General features: G+C 65.1%; 13 protein-coding genes, 1 tRNA gene and 1 pseudogene. 6 read left to right on the plus strand and 9 right to left on the minus strand.

Features of this window, described 5'->3' with window-relative positions:
* Positions 1–148 precede the first annotated feature (148 nt).
* Entirely contained in the window at positions 149–793 is a 645-nt protein-coding gene (locus tag BH95_RS03750) for a CoA transferase subunit B (protein ID WP_037181006.1), read from the minus strand.
* 108 nt (positions 794–901) lie between these two features.
* Here BH95_RS03750 and BH95_RS29375 point away from each other — a divergent pair.
* Positions 902–1258, plus strand: a pseudogene (locus BH95_RS29375) (helix-turn-helix domain-containing protein); the annotation flags it as partial.
* A gap of 218 nt (positions 1259–1476) precedes the next feature.
* On the opposite strand, the gene BH95_RS03760 reads toward BH95_RS29375, so the two are convergent.
* Positions 1477–1674 (minus strand): excisionase family DNA-binding protein, encoded by a 198-nt coding sequence (locus tag BH95_RS03760; RefSeq protein ID WP_037181009.1) that lies wholly within the window; start codon positions 1672–1674, stop codon positions 1477–1479.
* A 140-nt stretch (positions 1675–1814) separates the two neighbouring features.
* Between BH95_RS03760 and BH95_RS03765 the strand changes: the two genes are divergently transcribed.
* Positions 1815–2450 carry a helix-turn-helix domain-containing protein gene (locus BH95_RS03765; protein ID WP_037181011.1) on the plus strand — a complete coding sequence of 212 codons (636 nt, stop codon included), beginning with the start codon at positions 1815–1817 and terminating at the stop codon, positions 2448–2450.
* A 69-nt stretch (positions 2451–2519) separates the two neighbouring features.
* The gene (locus tag BH95_RS03770) at positions 2520–3641 is read left to right on the plus strand and encodes a tyrosine-type recombinase/integrase (protein ID WP_052059959.1); all 1122 of its coding nucleotides are present in this window, start codon (positions 2520–2522) and stop codon (positions 3639–3641) included.
* 355 nt (positions 3642–3996) lie between these two features.
* On the opposite strand, the gene BH95_RS03775 is transcribed toward BH95_RS03770, so the two are convergent.
* Together BH95_RS03775 and BH95_RS03780 are read right to left on the minus strand one after the other, a co-directional pair.
* Positions 3997–4070, minus strand: a tRNA-Lys gene (locus BH95_RS03775).
* Positions 4071–4159: 89 nt separating this feature from the next.
* The gene (locus BH95_RS03780) at positions 4160–4381 is read right to left on the minus strand and encodes a DUF3618 domain-containing protein (RefSeq protein WP_020113319.1); all 222 of its coding nucleotides are present in this window, start codon (positions 4379–4381) and stop codon (positions 4160–4162) included.
* 90 nt (positions 4382–4471) lie between these two features.
* On the opposite strand from BH95_RS03780, the gene bcp reads away from it, so the two are divergent.
* The gene (gene bcp / locus BH95_RS03785; protein WP_037158131.1) at positions 4472–4945 is read left to right on the plus strand and encodes a thioredoxin-dependent thiol peroxidase; all 474 of its coding nucleotides are present in this window, start codon (positions 4472–4474) and stop codon (positions 4943–4945) included.
* Here bcp and BH95_RS03790 read toward each other — a convergent pair.
* Positions 4934–6280 (minus strand): dipeptidase, encoded by a 1347-nt coding sequence (locus tag BH95_RS03790; RefSeq protein ID WP_020113321.1) that lies wholly within the window; start codon positions 6278–6280, stop codon positions 4934–4936. The two genes, bcp and BH95_RS03790, sit on opposite strands and share 12 nt — an antisense overlap.
* A gap of 60 nt (positions 6281–6340) precedes the next feature.
* Complete coding sequence (locus BH95_RS03795) at positions 6341–7699, minus strand: hypothetical protein (RefSeq protein WP_037181013.1); 1359 nt, start codon at positions 7697–7699, stop codon at positions 6341–6343.
* Between the two features lie 384 nt (positions 7700–8083).
* Here BH95_RS03795 and BH95_RS03800 point away from each other — a divergent pair, with 384 nt between their 5' ends.
* Entirely contained in the window at positions 8084–8713 is a 630-nt protein-coding gene (locus BH95_RS03800; protein ID WP_019664956.1) for a TetR/AcrR family transcriptional regulator, read from the plus strand.
* A gap of 137 nt (positions 8714–8850) precedes the next feature.
* On the opposite strand, the gene acpS is transcribed toward BH95_RS03800, so the two are convergent.
* Positions 8851–9243, minus strand: a complete 393-nt coding sequence (gene acpS / locus BH95_RS03805) for a holo-ACP synthase AcpS (protein ID WP_019664957.1) — start codon at positions 9241–9243, stop codon at positions 8851–8853.
* Positions 9244–9245: 2 nt separating this feature from the next.
* Positions 9246–18530 carry a type I polyketide synthase gene (locus tag BH95_RS03810; protein WP_037181015.1) on the minus strand — a complete coding sequence of 3095 codons (9285 nt, stop codon included), beginning with the start codon at positions 18528–18530 and terminating at the stop codon, positions 9246–9248.
* Between the two features lie 418 nt (positions 18531–18948).
* On the opposite strand from BH95_RS03810, the gene BH95_RS03815 reads away from it, so the two are divergent.
* On the plus strand, positions 18949–19698 hold the full coding sequence (locus BH95_RS03815) for a hypothetical protein (RefSeq protein ID WP_037181017.1): 750 nt from the start codon (positions 18949–18951) through the stop codon (positions 19696–19698).
* On the opposite strand, the gene BH95_RS03820 is transcribed toward BH95_RS03815, so the two are convergent.
* Entirely contained in the window at positions 19695–20453 is a 759-nt protein-coding gene (locus BH95_RS03820) for a TetR/AcrR family transcriptional regulator (protein WP_037181018.1), read from the minus strand. The two genes, BH95_RS03815 and BH95_RS03820, sit on opposite strands and share 4 nt — an antisense overlap.
* Between the last annotated feature and the right edge of the window lie 20 nt (positions 20454–20473).

Here is a 20473-nt window from a genome sequence, read left to right on the forward strand (position 1 = left end):
TCGGTATCGGCTTCCAGCCTACCGATATGAAACACGAAGCAACTTGCGCTCTATCATGGCAACGAGCGGCACACGATTTCGACTTAAACGTAAGCGATAAGACTCACTCCCGATCTGCGTGCTGTCCTACTGTGGCAGACTCCCGAGATCAAAATTGAGGCGCCGCTCCCGTAGCTTCCCGCACCGATTCTGCGGTGATTCCGGGTGCGGTTTCGACGAGGACGAGGCCGTTGTCGGTGACGTCGAGGACGGCCATGTCGGTGATGATCCGCTGCACACATCCCCTGCCGGTTAACGGAAGTGAGCACTCCTCGAGGATCTTCGGCTCACCCTTCTTCGAGACGTGCTCCATCATCACGATCACCCGACGAGCACCGTGCACCAGATCCATCGCCCCACCCATGCCCTTGACCATGTGGCCGGGAATCATCCAGTTCGCCAGATCCCCGCTCGCGCTGACTTGCATCGCACCGAGAACCGCGACGTTGACCTGACCGCCGCGGATCATCCCGAACGAGTCCGCCGAATCGAAGTACGACGCACCCGGCAGCACGGTGATCGTCTCCTTACCGGCGTTGATGACCTCCGGATCCAGCTCGCCCTCGCTCGGGTACGGCCCGACACCGAGAACACCGTTCTCCGAAAGCAATACGACGGTGATGCCGGTCGACAGATAGTTCGGCACCAACGGCGGCATCCCGATACCGAGGTTGACGTACTCCCCGTCGTGCAATTCCTGCGCGACCCGTGCAGCCATCTGCTCGCGGGTCAGTTTGATGATCGTCTCGCTCATGCCCGCACCGTCCGCTGCTCGATTGTGACGTGTAAGGGTTCAACACATCTTTGACCGAACGTCATCGGTACATATCATCCACATCACCCCTGCTGGAAAGCATTGCGTGTGCCTTCTCCTCAGCCCCAAGAATCCGATGCAGACATCACCCGCCGAGTCACAGTCCAGATCCGGTTACGCGCGATCACAGAGATCCACAATGATTCACCGGTCAGCGAGGTAGCCGAACGATTCGGTGTCACTCGACAGACCATCACAGCGTGGCGCAAGCGATACGAGAGCTCCGGTCTCGACGGCCTCCTCGACTCATCGAGGCGGCCACACTCGAGCCCGCTACGCATCCACGCAGACGTCGAAGCCCTCATCTGTGAGATGCGCCGACATCATCGCCGGTGGGGCGCACGTCGCATCTGCTTCGAACTTGCAACCGTGCTGGGACAACGGAGCCCATCCCGTGCCACCGTCCACCGAGTCTTGGTCCGCAACGGATTGGTCAATCATCAAGAACAACAACACAAACGGATCTACAAACGCTGGCACCGCGAAGCGCCGATGCACCTGTGGCAACTCGACCTCGTTCCAGCAGGGTTGAGGTTTCGACGACGCCCCCGGCCTCGGTGCTTGCAACACCGAGAATCGCCGGGGGCGTTTCGATTTCGTATGGGTCGGGAGTCAAGGGCATGTCAGGCGACGACGGAGCTGGTGCGCGCCGCTTCCTCGAGTCTTTCGATGTATTCGTCGATCGCCGTGTCGGGGATCAGGCGGCGCTTGCCCGCTTTGACGCTGCGGATTTCGCCTGATGCCAACTTGTTGAACAGATTCGAGCGTCCGAGTCCCGTGCGCGCCATCGCTTCCGGAACCGAGTACAGCCGTCGTGACATGAGTTTCCTCCCTCAGAGCTTTGCGTTGTTGATACACATTTCAGGCCGCTCGAACCTTTCGTCCAAGTAGCACCACCACAAGCTAGCAACTGCGCCCCATTGCCACAACCCCACGGACATTTCCGCTAGACTGCGTAACCATGACGCAGTCTTGGGCAGAAGATCTCGTCGCGCGCATCGCGGGCGAGGTCCGGCGGTTACGCGGCAAAGAGCATGCAGCTCTCTCTGCTGCGAAGCTCTCCGATCGCACATACGACATCGGATTCGGCATCTCGCGGTCCGTCGTGGCGGACCTCGAGAACGGCCGCAAGAAGAGCCTCGACATCTCTGAACTCCTCGTCCTCGCAGCGGCGCTCGCCGTCTCACCGGTTCAGCTCGTGTACCCGAATCTCCCAAAGGGCAACGTCGAGGTCCTGCCCGGACTTGACCAGGAATCACACGACGCACTGCGCTGGTTCAGCGGCGAAGCAGGCCTGATGAAACCCACTAACGACTGGGTCGACGACGAGAACGGCGAGCCGCTCGAAGTGTGGGCGCGGGAGCAGTTCGATCCGAAGAACGACCGGGTCAGCATCGTCCGCGACTGGCTCCAGGCCCTGCAGGCCATGCGTAAGGCTCGCGTCCAGCTTCGAAACGGACTGTCGAAGAAGGAATCCGCTGAACACATCGAAGCTATGCAATTCATGTACGAAGAAGCGCGGAAGCGCTCCGAGGAACTGTTCCGGCAGATGACCGAGCTCGACATGGCCATGGGCGATGAAGGTGCCGATGGCTAGGGACCCGTTCAACTGGGCGAGTGGGGACGAATCTCCACCACAACGTCAGGCGGCGTAAGCGTCGCGCGAGTGCGCATCAGAGATCACGACGGAAAACGACGTCTTGTCGAAGCGCGCGGCCGCTCTGCATCGGAGGCACGCCGAAAGCTGCAGGAGAAGGTCGCCAACCGTGAACCACCACATCCCGCACAGCGTGCAGAGCTCACCAAGACTTCAACGATGTCTGAACTTTTCACTTACTGGATCGCGCAGAAGGCCAAAAAACTAGAGCCGCAGACGATCACCGGTTACACGTATGCGTGGAACACTTACTGCGCGGCGGCTGTCGGTGAAGTCTTCATCCGCGAGATGAGCGCCGGAAAAATCGATTCGCTCATCGACTCGATCAGCGAGCGGACGATGAGCGGTGCACGGATATCGCGAATCGTTATGTCGGGCATGCTCGGAATTGCCGTTCGCTTCGACTTCCTCAGCCATAACCCCGTTCGTGATACCCCTCGGCCAACTCCCAAAAAGTCTGCAGTTCGCGCGTTGACACAGTCCGAATTGCACGAACTGCGCGAACGCGTTCAGAACTACTGCCGGCATCGAACGATCGACGAGGACGGTGTGGCCCATCCGAAGCTGGGGCCTAAGCCTGGTGCAGACCTAGAGGACATCCTCACGCTCTTGATCGCGACCGGTGCTCGGATCGGCGAGTTGCTTGCCCTCAAGTGGGCGCAGATCGACCTTGACGCTGCGGTCCCTACAGCGACGTTCAATGCCACGCTCGTGGTGCCGCGAGTAGCGGGCGAGCGGTTGTTCCGTCAGACCTATCGCAAAGGCGAAGCTCCTCCCCTAACGGTCGTGCTCCCGACGTTCGCAGTGAGAGCTCTCCTCCGCCGGCGGACCATGCCGACCTACTTCAACCCCGAGGACGCACTGTTCGTGACTGGCAACGGAAACTGGGTGTCGCCGGCGAACGTTCGCAGATCGTGGCGCGCCGCCCGCGGTGACGACTTCAAATGGGTGACTCCTCACACCTTGCGAAAGACCGTCGCAACACTGGTGAAGGAAACCTATGGGCTCGAAGCCGCGCAGGTTCAGCTGGGCCACGCGAACACGCGTGTCACTGAAGCGCATTACATACAAAGAATCACAGTTGCGCCTGACATGAGTGAAGCGCTGGACCAGTTCGCGCCGAAGCTCTAGGTTCCGCGGAGTCCTCGCTTCCCTTACTCCCGGCCGCCGTAGTCCGACGCGCGTACAGTGCGAAGGTGAACTGATGGTTCCATCCGTCGCTCAGATCCCCGCCGGTCAAGCTCACGCGAATCCGCCGCCCGCACGCTACTCCGGCAGCCCTTGCCGAGGCGCAAACGGCGTCAACCGAAGCGGACCGCGGCCGGTTCTCGCATCGCTGAAGCCTGGACGAAGGCTGACCAGCGGCGGAACTCGCTACTCATCACATTGAGCTCAAAGTGATGAGTAAGTGATGAGTTTGGCTGAAGCAGCCGAAAACCGAAACACCCCGCCTCCAGCTTTACGCTGGTGACGGGGTGTTTCTGGGTGCGCCATCAGGGACTCGAACCCCGGACCCGCTGATTAAGAGTCAGCTGCTCTAACCAACTGAGCTAATGGCGCCGATCCGCACCGCGTGTTCTCTGCGGTGCGGGAGAAACATTAACAGGAGAAACTGCCAGTTGTGAAATCGCCTGGTCAGAGGGCCTGTGTCAGCTGAAGATCTTGCGCACGACGAGTACGGCGACTACTGCGCCGACACCGATGAGCGTGAACTTCACCGGCGGCTCGTTCAGCTTGGCAACGATGCTCTGCTTGGTGTTCTCTGCGATTCGCTTGGGGCTGGCCCGCACGCTGAGCTCGTCCAGGGTGCTGGCGAGCTGGTTCCGAGCTGCCTCGATCTCGCGCTCGATTCTGTCGGTGTCCCTGGCCACGTGTCCTCCAACTTGTTGCAAATCCTGGCTGTCACTGTCGAGCCTAAAGCACTGCGTGTCTTGGACCGGCTCGGTGGTTAGTCTCGTCTGGTGACCGACACCAAGAAGCTCGAGGCCGGCGACCCGGCGCCCGCGTTCACTCTGCCCGATGCAGACGGTAACGACGTCTCCCTCGCGGACTACGCGGGCAAGAAAGTCATCGTCTACTTCTACCCCGCTGCCAGTACGCCGGGCTGCACCAAGCAGGCCTGCGACTTCCGTGACAGCCTCACCGAACTCAACGGCGAAGGCCTCGAAGTCGTCGGCATCTCCCCGGACAAGCCCGCGAAGCTCGCCAAGTTCCGCGACAAGGAAGGCCTGAACTTCCCGCTACTGTCCGACGAGGAGAAGGCGACGCTGAAGGCATGGGGCGCCTTCGGCGAGAAGAAGAACTACGGCAAGGTCTACGAAGGCGTCATCCGCTCGACCTTCCTGGTCGACGAGGACGGCAAGATCGAAGTTGCTCAGTACAACGTTCGAGCCACCGGCCACGTCGCCAAGCTCCGCCGCGACCTATCGGTCTGACGCACCCAACTTCTGCAGGAACAGAGCCTCGGCCCCCGCGAGATTTTCGATCTCCCGGGGGTCGACGCTTTCGTTCGGCGCGTGGATTCTCGCCAGCGGCTCCTCCACTCCCATCAGAATGATCTCGGCCTTCGGGAACGTTTCTGCGAGAACGTTGCACAGCGGAATGGATCCGCCCTGGCCCGCTGCCGCCACCGGCTTACCGAACGCCTCCGCCAATGCATCGCTCAGCGCTGCATATCCCGGACCGTCGGTCCTCGCCTCGAACGGCGATCCCACTGCCTCGGGTTCGACGGTGATCCGCGCGTTCCAGGGCACGTGAGCCTTCAGATGAGCGGTCAGTGCATCCTGCGCCTGCTGCGCATCGATTCCGGGCGGCACACGCAGATTCAGGCGGGCTGACGCCGTCGGCGAGATTGCCGCCGCCGACCCGACAACCGGCGGGCAATCGATTCCCAACACCGTGAGCGCCGGCCGAGCCCACACCGCGTCGGCGACCGACGACGAACCGGCCAGCTCGACACCGTCGAGCACCCCGGCGTCAGCGCGGAACCGATCTGCTTCGTAGGCGATGCCGTCCCACGTCTGGTCCGTCGTCAACCCGTCGACCACGGTGTTGCCGTGCGCGTCACGCAACGTGGACAGCAGTTGAACGAGGGCGGCCAAGGCGTCGGGCGCCGGTCCCCCGTACATCCCGGAATGGACTTCGCCCTCGAGTGTGTCGATACGCACGACGACGTTCGCGATCCCGCGGAGTGTCGTCGTCACCGTCGGTTGTCCGACGGCGGCGTTGCCGGTGTCCGCCACGACGATGATGTCCGACGCGAACAGCTCGGGCCGTTCGAGGACCAGATGCTCCAATCCCCCGGTCCCCATCTCCTCGGAACCCTCGGAGACGACGGTGATCCCGACGCCCAGTTCGTCGCCCAACGCCCGTAGCGCAAGCAGATGCATCACGACGTTGCCCTTGCAGTCCGCCGCACCGCGGCCGTACCAGCGGCCGTCACGCTCGGTCAGCTCGAAAGGCGCACTGGACCAGAGCTTGTCGTCACCGGGAGGCTGAACGTCGTAGTGCGAGTACAGCAGAACGGTCGGCGCACCTTCGGGAGCAGCGCGGTGCCCGACGACCGCCAGCGAGCCGTCGACGGTCTCGATCAGCTCCGCGGTCTCGAGCCCGGCGTCGACGAACGCGTCGCGCACCCACTCCGCCGCTCCGACGCATTCTTCGCGAGGAAACTGGCGCTCGTCGGCGACCGACCGAAACTTGACCAGCTCCGCGAGTTCGCGCCACGCGCGCGGCATGTCCGCAGCGATCCGTGCTCGTACATCCGACATCAGGACTCCTGACAGCTCGACCGATTCTCTCCGGTCATTCTGTCACCGCGGCCCGACACGTCAGTTGCCGGTGATCTCCTGCTGCAGCCACTCTGCGGTGTGCGCCCAGTGGCGATCCCATGCTTCCTGCTCGAGCTGCTCCTGAGACTTGCCGGGCTCGGGAACGATCGTCGGAACAGCGAACTCCGGCGGCGCGACCGTCGTCTTCGGCACCACGGCCGCTGCGGGCGGAATCGCCGCTGCGGGAATCGGAGTGAGCGCCTCGGCGGGCACGGCTGCGCCCGTCGTCGGATCGATCGTCCACTGCTGAGTCGTCGGATCCACCACGATCGGTTGTTGCGTGACCGGATCGATGACAACCGGGGCCGGAGCCGGCACCGCAGGCGGCGCAGGCGGCGTCACCTCGACGGACTGCGTTGCGCCGACCAAGCTGGTGTCGAGACCGTCGACCTCGGGAACCATCGCAGGACTCGCCTCGTTGGCGACAGGCGCGTTCGCGGGCAGCGTCGACGCCAGCGCGACCCCACCGGACAGCACTCCGGCCAGAAGAGCGGCCGTCAGCACGAACTTCTTTCGCGGAATGGACCCCGTCGACGAGGACGCGGGTTCGATCCGCCGCACCGCGACGTTCGGAGCAACAGCCGACAGCAGCGGAGCCGGGGCAACGGTGGATCGAACGGCGACGCGCTCGGCCCGACCGGCGATATCGGCGGGTGCCTCGGCGACGTGCTCAGGCGTCTCCGACGCCTCGGAGTCGAGTGCGAGCGAGGCTTCGGGCTCCACGAGCACCGGGAGCACCTCGTCGGCGTCCCCCGCGACAGCGAGGCTCGCGCCACACGCGGCGATCTGATCCGAGTCGCCGACGTGCACCACCGGGACTCCGAGGCCCAGGCTGAGGATGTCGACGAGATCCTTGTTCTCGGACCGATCACCGAACAGTGCGACGGCGTCGGGCTTGCGGCCCGCCTCGTCGAGCACCTCCCATGCCAGCGGGACGGTGCTGCCGATGCGCTCGGGCGTCAGAGAATCGAGGGTTGCAGTCTTCGGCGTGGACAGGCTGGCATCGGCGGCATCGGCCAGCGAGATCGACACGCCCTTCGGACCGAGGTAGTAGAGGAGCACGCACTGGGCGGCGTCGAACTCCGAGGACCGTGCAAGCCAACCGAGAAGTGCGGTCGACGCCGACACGAGCTGGATTCCGTCGAGGTCGTTCTCATCGATCGCACGGGAGAACCCGTCACGTTCGTCGGCGGATCCGTAGACCAACCCCATGGCATCGACGTCGATCTGCCGTCGTGCGGCGACAGCCTTCATCGCCTCCACTGCGGTGGGCAGCGAGGTCGATGCACCGCCCTTCAGCGAGGTCACCTGGCTCGCCACTACCGCGTCCGCTTCGATATCGAAGAGGACAGCATTCATCGCACCTGACTCGACTGAAAGACCAATGGTCGCCACGTATGTTCTCCTGTGCCTTTGGGTGAGGCTCCCGACATGAGCGCCCCCGATACGCGATCGGCGACGCACACCCTGCACGAAAACGTAACTACTGGTGTGAACCATACCCAACGATTGTTTTCTTGACCAGAAAACAACCTATTACCTGTCACAAGCCGATTACAAGGGGGCATGTTGCGATTGACAACCAATCGCCGTCCAACGGTGTCCTTCGATACCTGTTACCGCGCGTTGTGGAGTTCAGGCACGTCAGGCCGCTAGCCTGGGTGGGTGGAGTCCTCTGCTAGCGCCCAAACCGCGAGACGTCTCGACGCTGCGCTCGAATCGAACGCACAGACGCAGGAGCTGATGCCACGTCGTCGCCCCACGCAGGAACGCAGTCAACGCAAGTTCGACGCCCTGCTGGCCGCATCAAGGGATCTCCTCAGCGACGTCGGATTCGAGTCCTTCACCTGCGAGGAAGTAGCGGCCCGGGCAGAACTGCCCATCGGCACGCTCTACCAGTTCTTCGCCAACAAGTACGTCATCGTCTGCGAGCTGAACCGGCAGGACCTCGTCGGAGTACAGCAGGAGCTCGCTGAGTTCAACGGCGAAGTTCCCTCCCTCGACTGGCTCCGATTCCTCAACAAATTCGTCGACCACATGGCAGGCATGTGGATGTCGGACCCGTCGCGCCGTGAAGTCTGGCTGGCCATGCAGTCGACACCGTCGACCCGCGCCACCGGCGTCATCCACGAACGCGAATTCGCCGACCAGGTCGCCAAGATGCTCGGACCACTGACCCCGCGCACTCCCCGAGCCAAACGCAACCTCATGGCCCAGGTTCTGGTGCACGTCGTCTACTCGATGCTCAACTTCTCCGTCCAGGACGGCCAGAGCCACGAGGACGCCGTCGCCGAACTCAAACAAATCATGACGGCCTACCTCCTCGTCGCCGAGAAACAATCCCGGCGCTCCGGCGCAGCCGCCGTCGACTGACCCCCTGTTTTCGGGACCGAACGTGACGTTCGGTCACTTGGAGTGACCGAACGGTTCATTCGGTCACCGTGAAGGGGGCCCAGACGCCGAAACGCCGGCCCATCGGAGATGGACCGGCGTCGGGCTGAGCTACTGACTCATTCCTCCAGAATTGCCACGGCGGCGGCGATGTCGCCGTCGTGGGTCAGGGAGAGGTGGATCTTCACTGTCGGCAGGAATTCGAGCGCCATGCCGTGCAGTTTGATCGAAGGTCGACCCCAGGCGTCGTTGACGACTTCGATCAAGGGGTAAGGATTGTCTCCGATCTGCGGAGGCCGAGCGAAGCGCGAGGTTGCCCAGGCCTTCAGTACGGCTTCCTTGGCGGCCCACCGTGCTGCGTAGTGACGGGCCGGGTCGGAACTCTTCGTCGCCGCGTGCCGACGCTCACCCGCGGTGAAGCTGTCGCGGATCATCGTCGTGCCTGCCTTCTCCATCTGCTCGGCGAAGTCGGACACGGTCACCAGGTCGAAACCTACTCCCAGGATTGCCATGTCTACTTGCACCCCGGCAGACCCGAGCGGTAGACGTCGTCGTCGCCGAGACGTGCGTCGTCGGTGAGCAGGACGTCGGCTTCGAGCTCGCGGGACTGGGCCGACGGCGTTCCGTCGTGCCCGAGCCTGCGGTCGTCGGGACGCTCGTACAGTGCGTCGCCTCCGACCATCGCGGAGATGAGCCTGCGCTGACCGGCGATCCGACGCTCGTTGGATCGAGCGACGTACTCGTCGCGGCGCTCCGCCGGAACGGCCTCGATGAACGCCTGCGGGTGAACCACTGCGATCAGCCCGGACACGTGTCCGAAGCCGAGCGAGGTCAGCAGTCCGGCCTTCAGCGGCACCGAGTCACCGAAGCGAAGCGGTTCACGTGCCCAGACGAGGTGTTCGAACTTCGTCATCTTGTCGTCGACGCAGTCGAGGCTGCGGTTCGGCGGGATGACGCCGTTTGCGAGCACCTGGCACAGGCCGATCAGCTGGAACGCTGCGGCTCCACCCTTCGAGTGTCCGGTGAGGCTCTTCTGCGAGACGACGAACAGCGGCGCTCCGTCGCTGCGGCCGATGGCCTTGGCGAGGCGGGTGTGCAGCTCCGCCTCGTTCGGGTCGTTGGCCGCCGTCGAAGTGTCGTGCTTGGAGATCACGGCGACCTCGTCGGCAGTGACGCCGAGTGCGTTCAGAGACAACGCGAACGTCGAATCCTTGCCGCCGCGACCGGCACTGAGCGCACCGAGTCCCGGAGCCGGGATGGAGGTGTGCACACCGTCGCCGAACGACTGTGCGTACGCGACCACACCGAGGACGGGCAAGCCCATCTCGAGCGCCAGGTCACCGCGGGCCAGCAGGATGGTTCCGCCGCCCTGCGACTCGACGAATCCGCCGCGCCTGCGGTCGTTGGCCCGCGAGAACCGTCGATCGCTGATTCCCTTGGCCGACATCGCTGCCGAGTCCGCGGTGGCCGACATGTCGCCGAAGCCGATGATGCCTTCGGTACTCAGGTCGTCGAAGCCGCCGGCCACGACGAGCTGCGCCTTGCCCAGCTTGATCTTGTCGACGCCTTCCTCGACGGAGACCGCCGCGGTGGCGCAGGCTGCGACGGGGTGAACCATCGCACCGTAGCTACCGACGTACGACTGAACCACATGCGCCGCAACGACGTTCGGCAGTGCTTCCTGCAGGATGTCGTTCGCACGAGCGTCGCCGAGCAGCGTGTCGATGTACAGCGAGCGCATCGACTCCATGCCGCCCATACCGGTGCCCTGGGTGTTGGCGACCAGCGTCGGGTGGGTCCACCGCATCAGTTCCGACGGGTTGAAGCCCGAGGAGATGAACGCGTCGACCGTGCAGACGATGTTCCACAGGGCGACTCGATCGATCGAGCTGGCCATGTCGGCAGAGATTCCCCACTTGGTGGGATCGAATCCGGTCGGAATCTGTCCACCCACGGTGCGGGTGAGCTTCATCTTCCGCGGAACGCGAATCTCGGTGCCGGCCTTGCGCGTCACCTGCCAATCGCTCGAGTCGGCGACGGGCGTGATCAGCGTGTGCTCCGGATCGGCAGCGGCGAACGACCGTGCGTCGAGCTCGGTTCCGACGACGAACGTGAGGTCGTTGTCGAGGAAGATCGACGTCATCAGCGGTGCGGTGTTACCGACCATCGCGCCGTCGTCACCGTAGGTACGGATACCGCACTTCTCGACGACGGTGTCGTGGTACTTGTCGGCGATGTCCTCCTCGGGGACGAAATCTCCGGACTCGATGTCGTACCAGCCGGGCTTGGGGTCGTTCTCCCAGGCGATGAGGCCGGTGTTCCACGCGAGTTCGAGAACGCCTGCCGCGGAGAGCTGCTCGTCGACCTCCATCTCGAAGCGGGTGCGGGCCGAGCCGTACGGTCCGAGCTCGCCTGCACCGACGATGACGACCAGGTCCTTCGGGTCGACGTCGAGCGCGGGCCATGCCGGAGCAGTCGTCGCGGCGAGACGCGGCGGTGCGGGCAGTGCGGCGATGACCGAGCTGTCGGCTTCCTCCGTGACCTTGTCCGACGCAGCGGCTGCCGCCTCACGAGCGAGCTCGACGAGGTTGAGCTTGGTGTTGGCCAACCCACCGGTGAGGTCCGCGAGCAGCGGAGCCTCCGCGGCCCGACGACGTGCCGACGGCTCGCTGAGCTTCAGCAGCTCGGTGGCCATCTCGTCGGTCGACCAGGTACGGACGCCTTCGGCCTCGACGGCTTCGACGATCGGGTCGTTTCCGCCCATGAGGCCGGTTCCACGAACCCACCCGATATGAGCGTGGGCGATGGACACGCGCTCGGCCCAGTTCTTCTCCGAACCCCACTTCGCCGCGATGGCGTCGAGTGCGGCCTTCGACTCGCCGTACGCGCCGTCGCCACCGAACATTCCGCGGTTCGGGGAACCGGGCAGCACGACGTGCAGGTGAGTGTCGATGTCGCTGTCGTAGCCGATCTTCGACAGTCCACCGATGAGACGCTCGACCGACCACAGGAGCACACGCATCTCCATCTCGGCGCGGCCACCGGCGTCCGTGAGTTCCCCGACGACGCGTGGTGCGGCGAACGGGAACAGCAGCGTCGGCGTGATGCCTGCCTTGACCAGTGTCTTCGCTCCACCGGCGTTGTCGACCTGATCGCTGCCGATCCACTCGATGAGCGCGTCGACGTCGGTGTACGACGCGATGTTCGCGGGCACGACCCACAGCGTCGCTCCGGCGCGAGCATTGTCGCGGTAGAGGGCGCGGTAGAAGCCGAGGCGCTCGTCGTCCAGACGTGAGGTGGTGACGAAGACCGTCGCTCCCCCGCCGAGCAGCTTGGCTGCAACGGACGCCGCGATGGATCCCTTGCTGCCTCCGGTGATCACGGCGACCTCGTCGGACCAGACGCCCTTCTCCTCGGAGTCGAGCGCGATCGTCGCGATGCGGCCGTAGGTCTCGGCGAGAACAGCCTTCGCTTCGTTCTCCGCCTTGGCCTTCCACCACTGTGCCTGTGCAGCAACGGCTTTTCCTGCGCCGGCGAAGGACTCCACGGCAAGCTCGCCTGCAGTACCGAGCCACAGACGGGCCAGGTCCTCACGGGCGGTTGCCCAACGGTCGTCGATCAGCACCGCTCGGCGAGCGTCGAATGCCGGGGCGACGAGTCGCGGCCAGTCCGAACCGAGCTCTGCGGCAACCAGATCCACCAGAGCGGCGTCCGGGTTCTCCTCCGCGAGCGCGTTCGGTGCATCGGCGAGACCGAGCTGTTCGAGTACCAGGCGGGCTGCCGAGGCAAGCACACCGTCGCGTCCGGTGATGTGCTCGGTGAACTCGCCCAGTGCTGCTGCGTCGACGGTTCCGCCGCCTCCGCCGCCTGCGGCAGGCAGTGACACCGCGACACCGCGACGTGCCGCCACCGAAGCGACTGCGGCGTCGATGACCGCGTCGACGGCGCCGCCGTCGGCGAGAGGTCCGTCGGCGAGTCCGCCCAGCGCACCGCCGCGAACCGAAGCGCCGTCACGGGTGCCGAGGGCGACCTCGGCGGTGACGTGGTTGGCCCAACCGTCGCCCAGTTCCCAGGTCTTCTTGACGCGGTCCGCGATGGACGCAGGGCGTCGTCCCGAGGGACCGAAGACCTTGCGCAGGTGGTCGTTGATCGAGTCGCTCAGCACGGGGCCGAACGGCTTGTAGGTTCGGGCCAGCTTGTTGACGGTGCCGGAGAGCGCACCCATGTCGGCATCGGCGGCACCGTCGATGGCACCGAGCGACAGCTCCGAACCGAGGTCGACCAGCAGCTGGTTACGACGCGAGGAGACGCCGTCGCACAGTGCCTCGATGGTGTCGGCGGGGCCGATCTGATCGAGCTGCAGCTTGGTCCACAGACCGATGAGGATCTTGGTGGCATCCGCTGCACTGAAACCGATGTCGTCGGGACGCGGGCCACCGGACGGCGCCGCAGCGGGTGCGGCGGCAGGAGCTGCGGCTGCCGCAGTCGGAGCAGCAGGCGCAGCCGTCTCGGCAGGTGCCTCCTCTTCCTCCACCGGAGCGGGGTCGGTGTCCGTGCCGTAGACGATTGCAGCTTCGCGCTCGACATTGAGGACCTCGACGGGGAATCCGAAGCGGCCCGGCAACTTCAGCGTCTGCGACGCGAGGTTGGCGACGGTCGGTGTTGCGCTGAGTCCGATCTCGACGAAACGCTCGACGCCCAGTCCGCCGTCGGCCTCGTCGGCGAACAGCAGATCCTGCGTCTCGATCCAGCGAACGGGGCTGGCGAACTGCCACGCGAGCAGCTCGGTGAGCACCACGCGGCACAGATCGTGCGAACGCTCGGCCCAGGAATCGAAGTCCGCGAGGACGTCGTTCAGCGGCTCGGACGGGACGAGGTCTGCGATCTCCTGGATGAACGAGCGTTCGAGGCTGAACGGCCTCGGCACCAGGTTCGGCACGTAGCGGCCGATCAGGATCTCCGGGTCGAGATCCTCGGGCAGCAACGCCTGCAGGCGGTTACGGAAGTCGTCGACTCCCCCGCGCAGAACCGTCGAGTGGAACGGCACGTCGATGCCGGGAACCATGATGTAGGCGGCCTTGCCACCGAATTCCTCACGGCGCACGGCGATCTTCTTCTCCAGCGCGTTCAATCCGTCGACCGTGCCGGCGATCGCGTACTGCGAGCCGCGCAGGTTGAGGTTGACGATCTGAAGGAATTCGCCTGTCTCCTCGGCCACACCGGCCACGAACGCCTGAACGTCGTCGTCGGCCAGACCGATCTGCGACGGACGGATGGCGGCCATGCGGTAGTTGCTTCGTCCCGCCGCATCGCGGGGAACGAGTGCATGCATGGCGGAGCCGCGCTGGAAGACGACCTCGAGGACGGCTTCGAGCGGGAGAACGCCGGCGACGGCGGCGAGTGCGTTGTACTCACCGACCGAGTGCCCGGCGAGGATCGAGTTCTCCACGAACACACCGGCTTCACGAAGTTCGGCAACCTGTGCGACACCGAGGACCGCCATGGCGACCTGGGTGAACTGCGTCAGGTGCAGGACACCGTCGGGGTGCTTGTGCGTGACGCCGCGGGCCTTGAGAGACGTCGGGTTGTCCCGCACCACAGCGAGAATCGAGAATCCGAGTGCCTGACGGGTGTGCTTGTCGGCACGCTCCCAGACCTCACGTGCGGCCTTGGACCGAGCGCGAGCGTCGAGACCCATGCCCTGACGCTGGATGCCCTGGCCGGGGAACGCGTAGACCGTCTTCGGTGCTGCCGTACGAGCGGTCGCGACCATGACGAGTTCACCGTCGACGCGGCAACCCACCTCGATGAGCTCGGCGCCCTGGTCGAATCCGGTGCGGTCGACGCGCACGTCGATCTCGGCGCCGGGGCGCACCATTCCGAGGAACCGTGCAGTCCATGCAGTCAAGCGACGCGGCGGGGTCTTGGTGTCCGCGTAGTCGATCGCGGTGACAGCTTGCTGGGCGGCAGCGGAGAGCCACATGCCGTGCACGATCGGGCTGCCGAGGCCGGCGAGAAGTGCCGCCGGGTCGGAGGTGTGAATCGGATTGTGATCGCCCGAAACCTGAGCGAACGCAGCCATGTTGCGCGGTGCGACGATCGTGGCCTGACGACGACGGCGACGCGGAGTGTCCTTGGCGTCGGCCGAGACCGAACCGCCGGCACGGGCCGGGTCGGACAGCTCGCCCTTGCCGGTGCGCCCGCGAATCGCGAAGCGCTCCACCAGAGTCGCGACGGCCGGTGCTTCGGTGCCTTCACCGAGTGCAGCGCCGATCTCGACGGTGACCTCGACGACGCGGCCGAGGTCGGTGTCGAGCACGTCTCCGGCTTCGGCCTTGACGACGAGGATCGACGGGTCGGTGGGGAGCGTTCCGACGAGATCGACCGAGTGGTCGAGGTGGACCAGGTCGAGCATTCCCTCGATCACGTCTATTCCAGACGCGGTGCGCGTGGCACCGAGAACGGCGAAGACAGCAGGCCAGCATGCGCCGACGAGCACGTCGGGAACAGCCTTGCCGCTGACGGTCAGCGACTCGGGCAGGCCCGAACCGGTGACGCCTGCGTGGTCGGCGACCATGTCGGGGATCCAGGCGAGGCTGATACGCGCGGCACCGCCCTTGACCTTCGGGAGTTCCTGTCCTGCAGCAACTCCGAGAAGCGCGGACATTGCCTTCTGTGCATCCTCGGCGGTGACGACGGGTGCGCCTCCGTCGATGGTCGATGCGGGAACCGTCAGGCGGATCCGAACCTCTTTGCCGGGTGCGAGCGGAACCGTCAGCTCGACGTGCTCCGAATCCACGACGGTGAGGCTCGCGCCGGTCTGAGGATGCGTGGCGACGGACTCGGAATCGACGACCCACTCGGCGACGTCACCGAGACGTGCGACGGGGTTCTGCGTGGTCCGCGACGCCCAGTTGACGTCCGGTGCTGCGAGAACGATGCCGAGGAGGCCGGGGGCAACGTCGGAGTTGCGACGGCTCGACACGGACTCGGCCTCGACACCGTCGGCGAGGAGTTCGTCGGCGGTCGCCTTCTCGAAGCGATCGAGAAGTTCTCCGACGGGCTCGTCGACGCGAGTGATGCCTGCGACGGCGACCGTGCCGGGAATGATGCAGACCTGGTCGGCGGAGTAGCGAGCATCGTGTGCCTGCCACAGCGAGTCACTGCGCCACCAGCGTCGAACGTCACCGTCGACGACGGGGACGAAGTTGACCGGCTTGCCGGGCATCCGGCACAGCGCGGTGAAGAACGTGATGTCGGCGGGGTGCAGTACCACCTCGGACGCGTCGGGGAACTGCGCGACGAGCGAGCGAATCGCGGCCCGCGGGCGTTCGAGGGTGTCGACGTCGGCGAACAGCGTCGGGATGGGGCCGCGATCGACCGGGTGCAGGCGAGCTTCGGCGCGCTGCAACATCTCGAGGAAGCGAGTACGCCAGGTGACGTCGAGCCACACGGATTCGCGTGCCTCGGAGACTGCGTCGGTGAACTCACCGCCGCAGTCGAACTCCTTGTGGACGTCCGCACCGACAGCCAAGTCCAGGTAACGGGTCAGCCACTGCAGGTACGTCATGTCCGCGACGTCACCGAAGTACGGCTTCGCGGTGCCGTCGAGTGCGGCGATGATCTCGTCGCGACGCTTCGCAACGGCGTCGGCGTCTCCGGCGACGTCGTCGAGCAGACGGCCGCAGCGCGAGGCCGCGTTGTCGATCTCGTGGATGTCCGCACCGAGCTGGCTTCGACCCGAGGCCATTCCGCCGCCGGCGGTACCTGCACCGACCCAGTCGGGAGTGCCGGGGGTGTCGGCGAGAAGCTGCTTGACGTCGGCCGACGTCGTGGCTTCGAGTGTTGCCATCGCGGCGGTTCCGACGAGGATGCCGTCGAGCGGCATCTTGGGGTATCCGGCTGCGAGCGACCAACGGCCGGTGAGGTATTCGGCTGCCTTCTCGGGGGTGCCGATGCCGCCGCCGACGCAGATGACGAGGTTCGGCCGTGCGCGGAGCTCGGCGTAGGTGGAGAGGAGAAGATCGTCGAGGTCTTCCCACGAGTGGTGGCCACCTGCGCGGCCGCCCTCGATGTGGGCGATGACCGGGAACGTCGGAACTTCACTGGCGATGCGGATGACCGCGCGGATCTGCGCGACGGTTCCCGGCTTGAACGCGACGTAACTGAAGCCGGCCTCGACCAGATCCTCGATGATCGTGACGGCTTCGTCGAGCTCCGGAATACCTGCGGTGACGACGACACCGTCGAACGCGGCGCCTGCTGCACGTGCACGCGGGACGAGACGCTTGCCGCCCACGTGGAGCTTCCACAGGTACGGATCGAGGAACATCGAGTTGAACTGCACGGCGCGGCCCGGTTCGAGCAGCCCACCGAGCCTGTCGACGTGATCGGCGAAGATCTGTTCGGTGACCTGACCGCCGCCGGCGAGCTCGGCCCAGTGACCTGCGTTGGCGGCAGCGGCGACGATCGCGGGATCCACCGTCGTCGGCGTCATGCCGGCGAGCAGCATCGGCGAGCGACCGGTGAGCTTGGTGAACGAGGTCTCGACGACGACGCGACCGTTCGGCAGCGTGATCGGCTTCGGCGCGAACTCGGACCAGGACGGCTGCACCTCGGGTGCTGCGCCCGGAGTCAACAGGTTGCGATGCCCACCGCGAGTGGAGGCGGCGATGATCCCGACGCCCTGGCCACGCAGAGCGGGCACGGTCATACGGGTGAGGATGTCGCTCGGTCCGAGGTCCAGGATCCAGTCGGCACCGGCGGCGATGACGCTGTCGATTTCCGCGACCCAGTCGACGGGATCGACCAGGATCCGCTGGGCCAGGCTGCGTGCCACGTCGACGTCCAGGCCGGCGCGAGCCGCCCACGACGCGACGAGATCGACTGCATCGGCCAGTGCGGGGTGATGGAACCCGACCTCGACCGACAGGAGTTCGAAGACCGGCGAGAACACAGCGCCGCCGCGCTTCTTCGCGTCGCGCTCACGCTCTTCCTGCGCGGCGATCTGCTCGGCGCGTTCCTGAACGCGCGCGAGCTGCGCGGGAGGACCTGCCAGCACGACGCGCCGGCGGCCGTTGCGGATGGCCAGCACAGCCGAACGCTCGGGTGCACCGTCGACGGCGAGTTCGTCGACGATCGCCTGAAGACGCTCGGGTTCGACATTGGACACGGACACCATCGGTGCACGGTCGGCAGCGCCCAGGATGCCGCGACGACGTCCGACGAGGCCTGCTGCGGCGCCGATGAGCTGCGCGACGGCCAGAAGCCGTGCATCCTCGCGGCCGGCGGACTTGACCGACTCCGCGGCGATGAGGCCCTGAGAGTGACCGACGACGGCCACCGGTGCGGCGTCCTCCGGGTCCAGTCCCTGCAGCTTCAGCGCACGGAGCGCAGCGACCTGCGTGAGAAAGACACCGGGCAGGGACACCGCGGCGGACGTGAGCGCGGCCTCGGACGGACCGAAGGAGCCTGCGCTCGAGGGGTCGTCGGCGAGGTCCTGCTCCAACATCCAGCCGATCGGGTCGAAACCGACCGAACGCACGACGAGGAGGTCGTCGGCGACCGGCGCCAGGATGGCCGCTGCTTCGTTGACCAGATCGGTCAGCTCGGGCTCGAGCGCCGAGTCACGAGCGAGTTCCTCGAGGGAACTGAGCCACGGCGATCCCTGACCGCCGAACGCGAGAGCGTAAGGCTCACCGGCCGCAAAACGGTCTGCGAGGGTACGAGAACCGCCACCGCTCTGGGGAGATCTGCCCTTGCCCTGTCCGTGTGATGGTGTGCTCTCGTTGATCGTCAAGTGCTCTGATTCCTCTCGTGAGCAACTCCGGGGGCCAGGGCTGCTTCGTCGTTGGCATTCGTCGTCGGTGCCGTAGGAGCGGAATCGAGGAGCGCATCCGTCGTTGGCTTTCGACGTGGCTCTATCCGCGTGAGAACAAGGTTGACACAAAATCATGAGGAAATCCTCACGTTTCGTATGACGTCCTACTGCTACCCGCCAGTAAGCAGCTGAACTGCAGTTTTCGTACCGATCGTCCAACTCGCCAGTAACAAACATCGGTGCAGGCAGCGCGCCGATGAGCGCCGAGAAAACATGAGGAAATCCTCACGTCAATCGTTATCATTCCGTTATGTGAGCCTGACCACACCACGCGCTGCACCCGAAATTGTCGGAGCAGCCCTGTACCTTCCCCGCCACGCAACCAACAGGGGGGTTCATGTATTCACCAGTTACACATATCCATTCACGCGGCACCGTCGACAACCGTGTCGCGCGGGAAGCACTCGGCGAACAGCACGACGAGGTCGCTGCCCTCGTCGCCGCCATCGACACGACGTTGCCTCGGGACGCGTCGCCCTATTGGTTCCCGGGCTGGGAGGGTGAAATCGAGGCCGCCTTGCTCGACGCCGTGTTCGCAGCCCGGGCGAGCTACGGCGGAGAGACCAGCGGCGTACGTCGCGTCATCGCTCGGTGGCGTGCGCACCGAGGCGACGGCCCGCTCGACGATCTCTCGTTCCTTGCATCGTTCGTCGACGACACCGGCGATCTGGACGACGTGCTGGGCAACCGCCAGCGTGTTGCCGGAAACTCCACCACCAAAGCGGAGGCTGCCGCGAAGGCCGCCGCAACTCTGATCGGGATCGGTGTCACCGGTTCGAAGGACCTCGCCGATGCGGACGCCGACCGCCACCGATATTCGGCCCAGGCCGAGGCGTTCACGTCCGTCACCGGCATCGGTTTCAAGACCTGGCGGAGCCTGGTGTACCTCGTCGGCATTCGAGACTCCGAGGACTCGCTGCTCGTGCAGTTCGTGTCGAATGCCATCGGCGAACAGGTCGACGAATGCGGAATGCTCGAGTTGACGAGGCACGCCGCCGAGGAACTCGGCACGGATTCACAGACACTTCGACACGCCCTGTGGCGTGAGCTCCGCCGCGTTTCGTCGACGAAAAAGGCTGCCATCTAACCTTTTTCGGTCAACACGGCCACACCGTCGAGAATTCGCTCGACACCGAACCGGTACTCGTGGACGGGATCGCTCGCAGCCTCGTGATGCATCGCTGCGGCGGTCCCGACCCGCGACGACACCGTGTACCGGGATGGATCCATCACCGATTCCAGAACCGGAGCAGTCGCAGACCACCACTGCTCATCCGTCATGCCGGAGTCCTCGCGCACTCGATCGACCTGAGCGAGCGCCCGTGCGCTACCCGCAACATGATTGAGCACCAACGTCAGCACCGAGTCCATCTGTACGTCCGTGAGACCGATCCCGTCGAGGACCCGAAGTTCGGCCTCGTACTTGTCACTGACGTTGGGACCCAACACAGCCCGGCCACCCTGAGCATCGAGAACCCACCGATGCCGGCGGATCAGGTGCCAGTTCTGCTCGGCGACGAACCGCAACCCGGCGCGCCAGTCACCCGACGACGCCGGCTCGTCGAGAGCCGAGTACAGGCCCTTCTGCACGTGGTCGATCATCAAGTCCACCAAGTCTTCTCGACCGGGAACATGGGTGTACAGCGACATCGTCCCGACACCGAGCCGATCCGCGATCCGCCGCATAGACACCGCGTCGAGGCTCTCGGAATCGGCTATCGAGACCGCTGCGTCGACGATCGAGTCGATCGTCAGACCTGTCCTGCTCTTCTTCGCGCCCACTCGCCACAACAATCCGAGCGTGCGCGCAGGATCGAAACCCGTCTCGTTCTTTCCGGCCACCCGTCGAACAGTACGCTGTA

Source organism: Rhodococcoides fascians A44A (assembly GCF_000760735.1).
In the GTDB taxonomy this organism is placed as follows: domain Bacteria; phylum Actinomycetota; class Actinomycetes; order Mycobacteriales; family Mycobacteriaceae; genus Rhodococcoides; species Rhodococcoides fascians_E.

What these genes read in the sequence shown, in the direction of transcription:
- BH95_RS03750 (WP_037181006.1), bottom strand. Translation starts at nt 793, where the DNA reads ATGAGCGAGACGATCATCAAACTGACCCGCGAGCAGATGGCTGCACGG.
- BH95_RS03760 (WP_037181009.1), bottom strand. Translation starts at nt 1,674, where the DNA reads ATGTCACGACGGCTGTACTCGGTTCCGGAAGCGATGGCGCGCACGGGA.
- BH95_RS03765 (WP_037181011.1), top strand. Translation starts at nt 1,815, where the DNA reads ATGACGCAGTCTTGGGCAGAAGATCTCGTCGCGCGCATCGCGGGCGAG.
- BH95_RS03790 (WP_020113321.1), bottom strand. Translation starts at nt 6,280, where the DNA reads ATGTCGGATGTACGAGCACGGATCGCTGCGGACATGCCGCGCGCGTGG.
- BH95_RS03795 (WP_037181013.1), bottom strand. Translation starts at nt 7,699, where the DNA reads ATGAATGCTGTCCTCTTCGATATCGAAGCGGACGCGGTAGTGGCGAGC.
- BH95_RS03800 (WP_019664956.1), top strand. Translation starts at nt 8,084, where the DNA reads ATGCCACGTCGTCGCCCCACGCAGGAACGCAGTCAACGCAAGTTCGAC.
- acpS (WP_019664957.1), bottom strand. Translation starts at nt 9,243, where the DNA reads ATGGCAATCCTGGGAGTAGGTTTCGACCTGGTGACCGTGTCCGACTTC.
- BH95_RS03815 (WP_037181017.1), top strand. Translation starts at nt 18,949, where the DNA reads ATGTATTCACCAGTTACACATATCCATTCACGCGGCACCGTCGACAAC.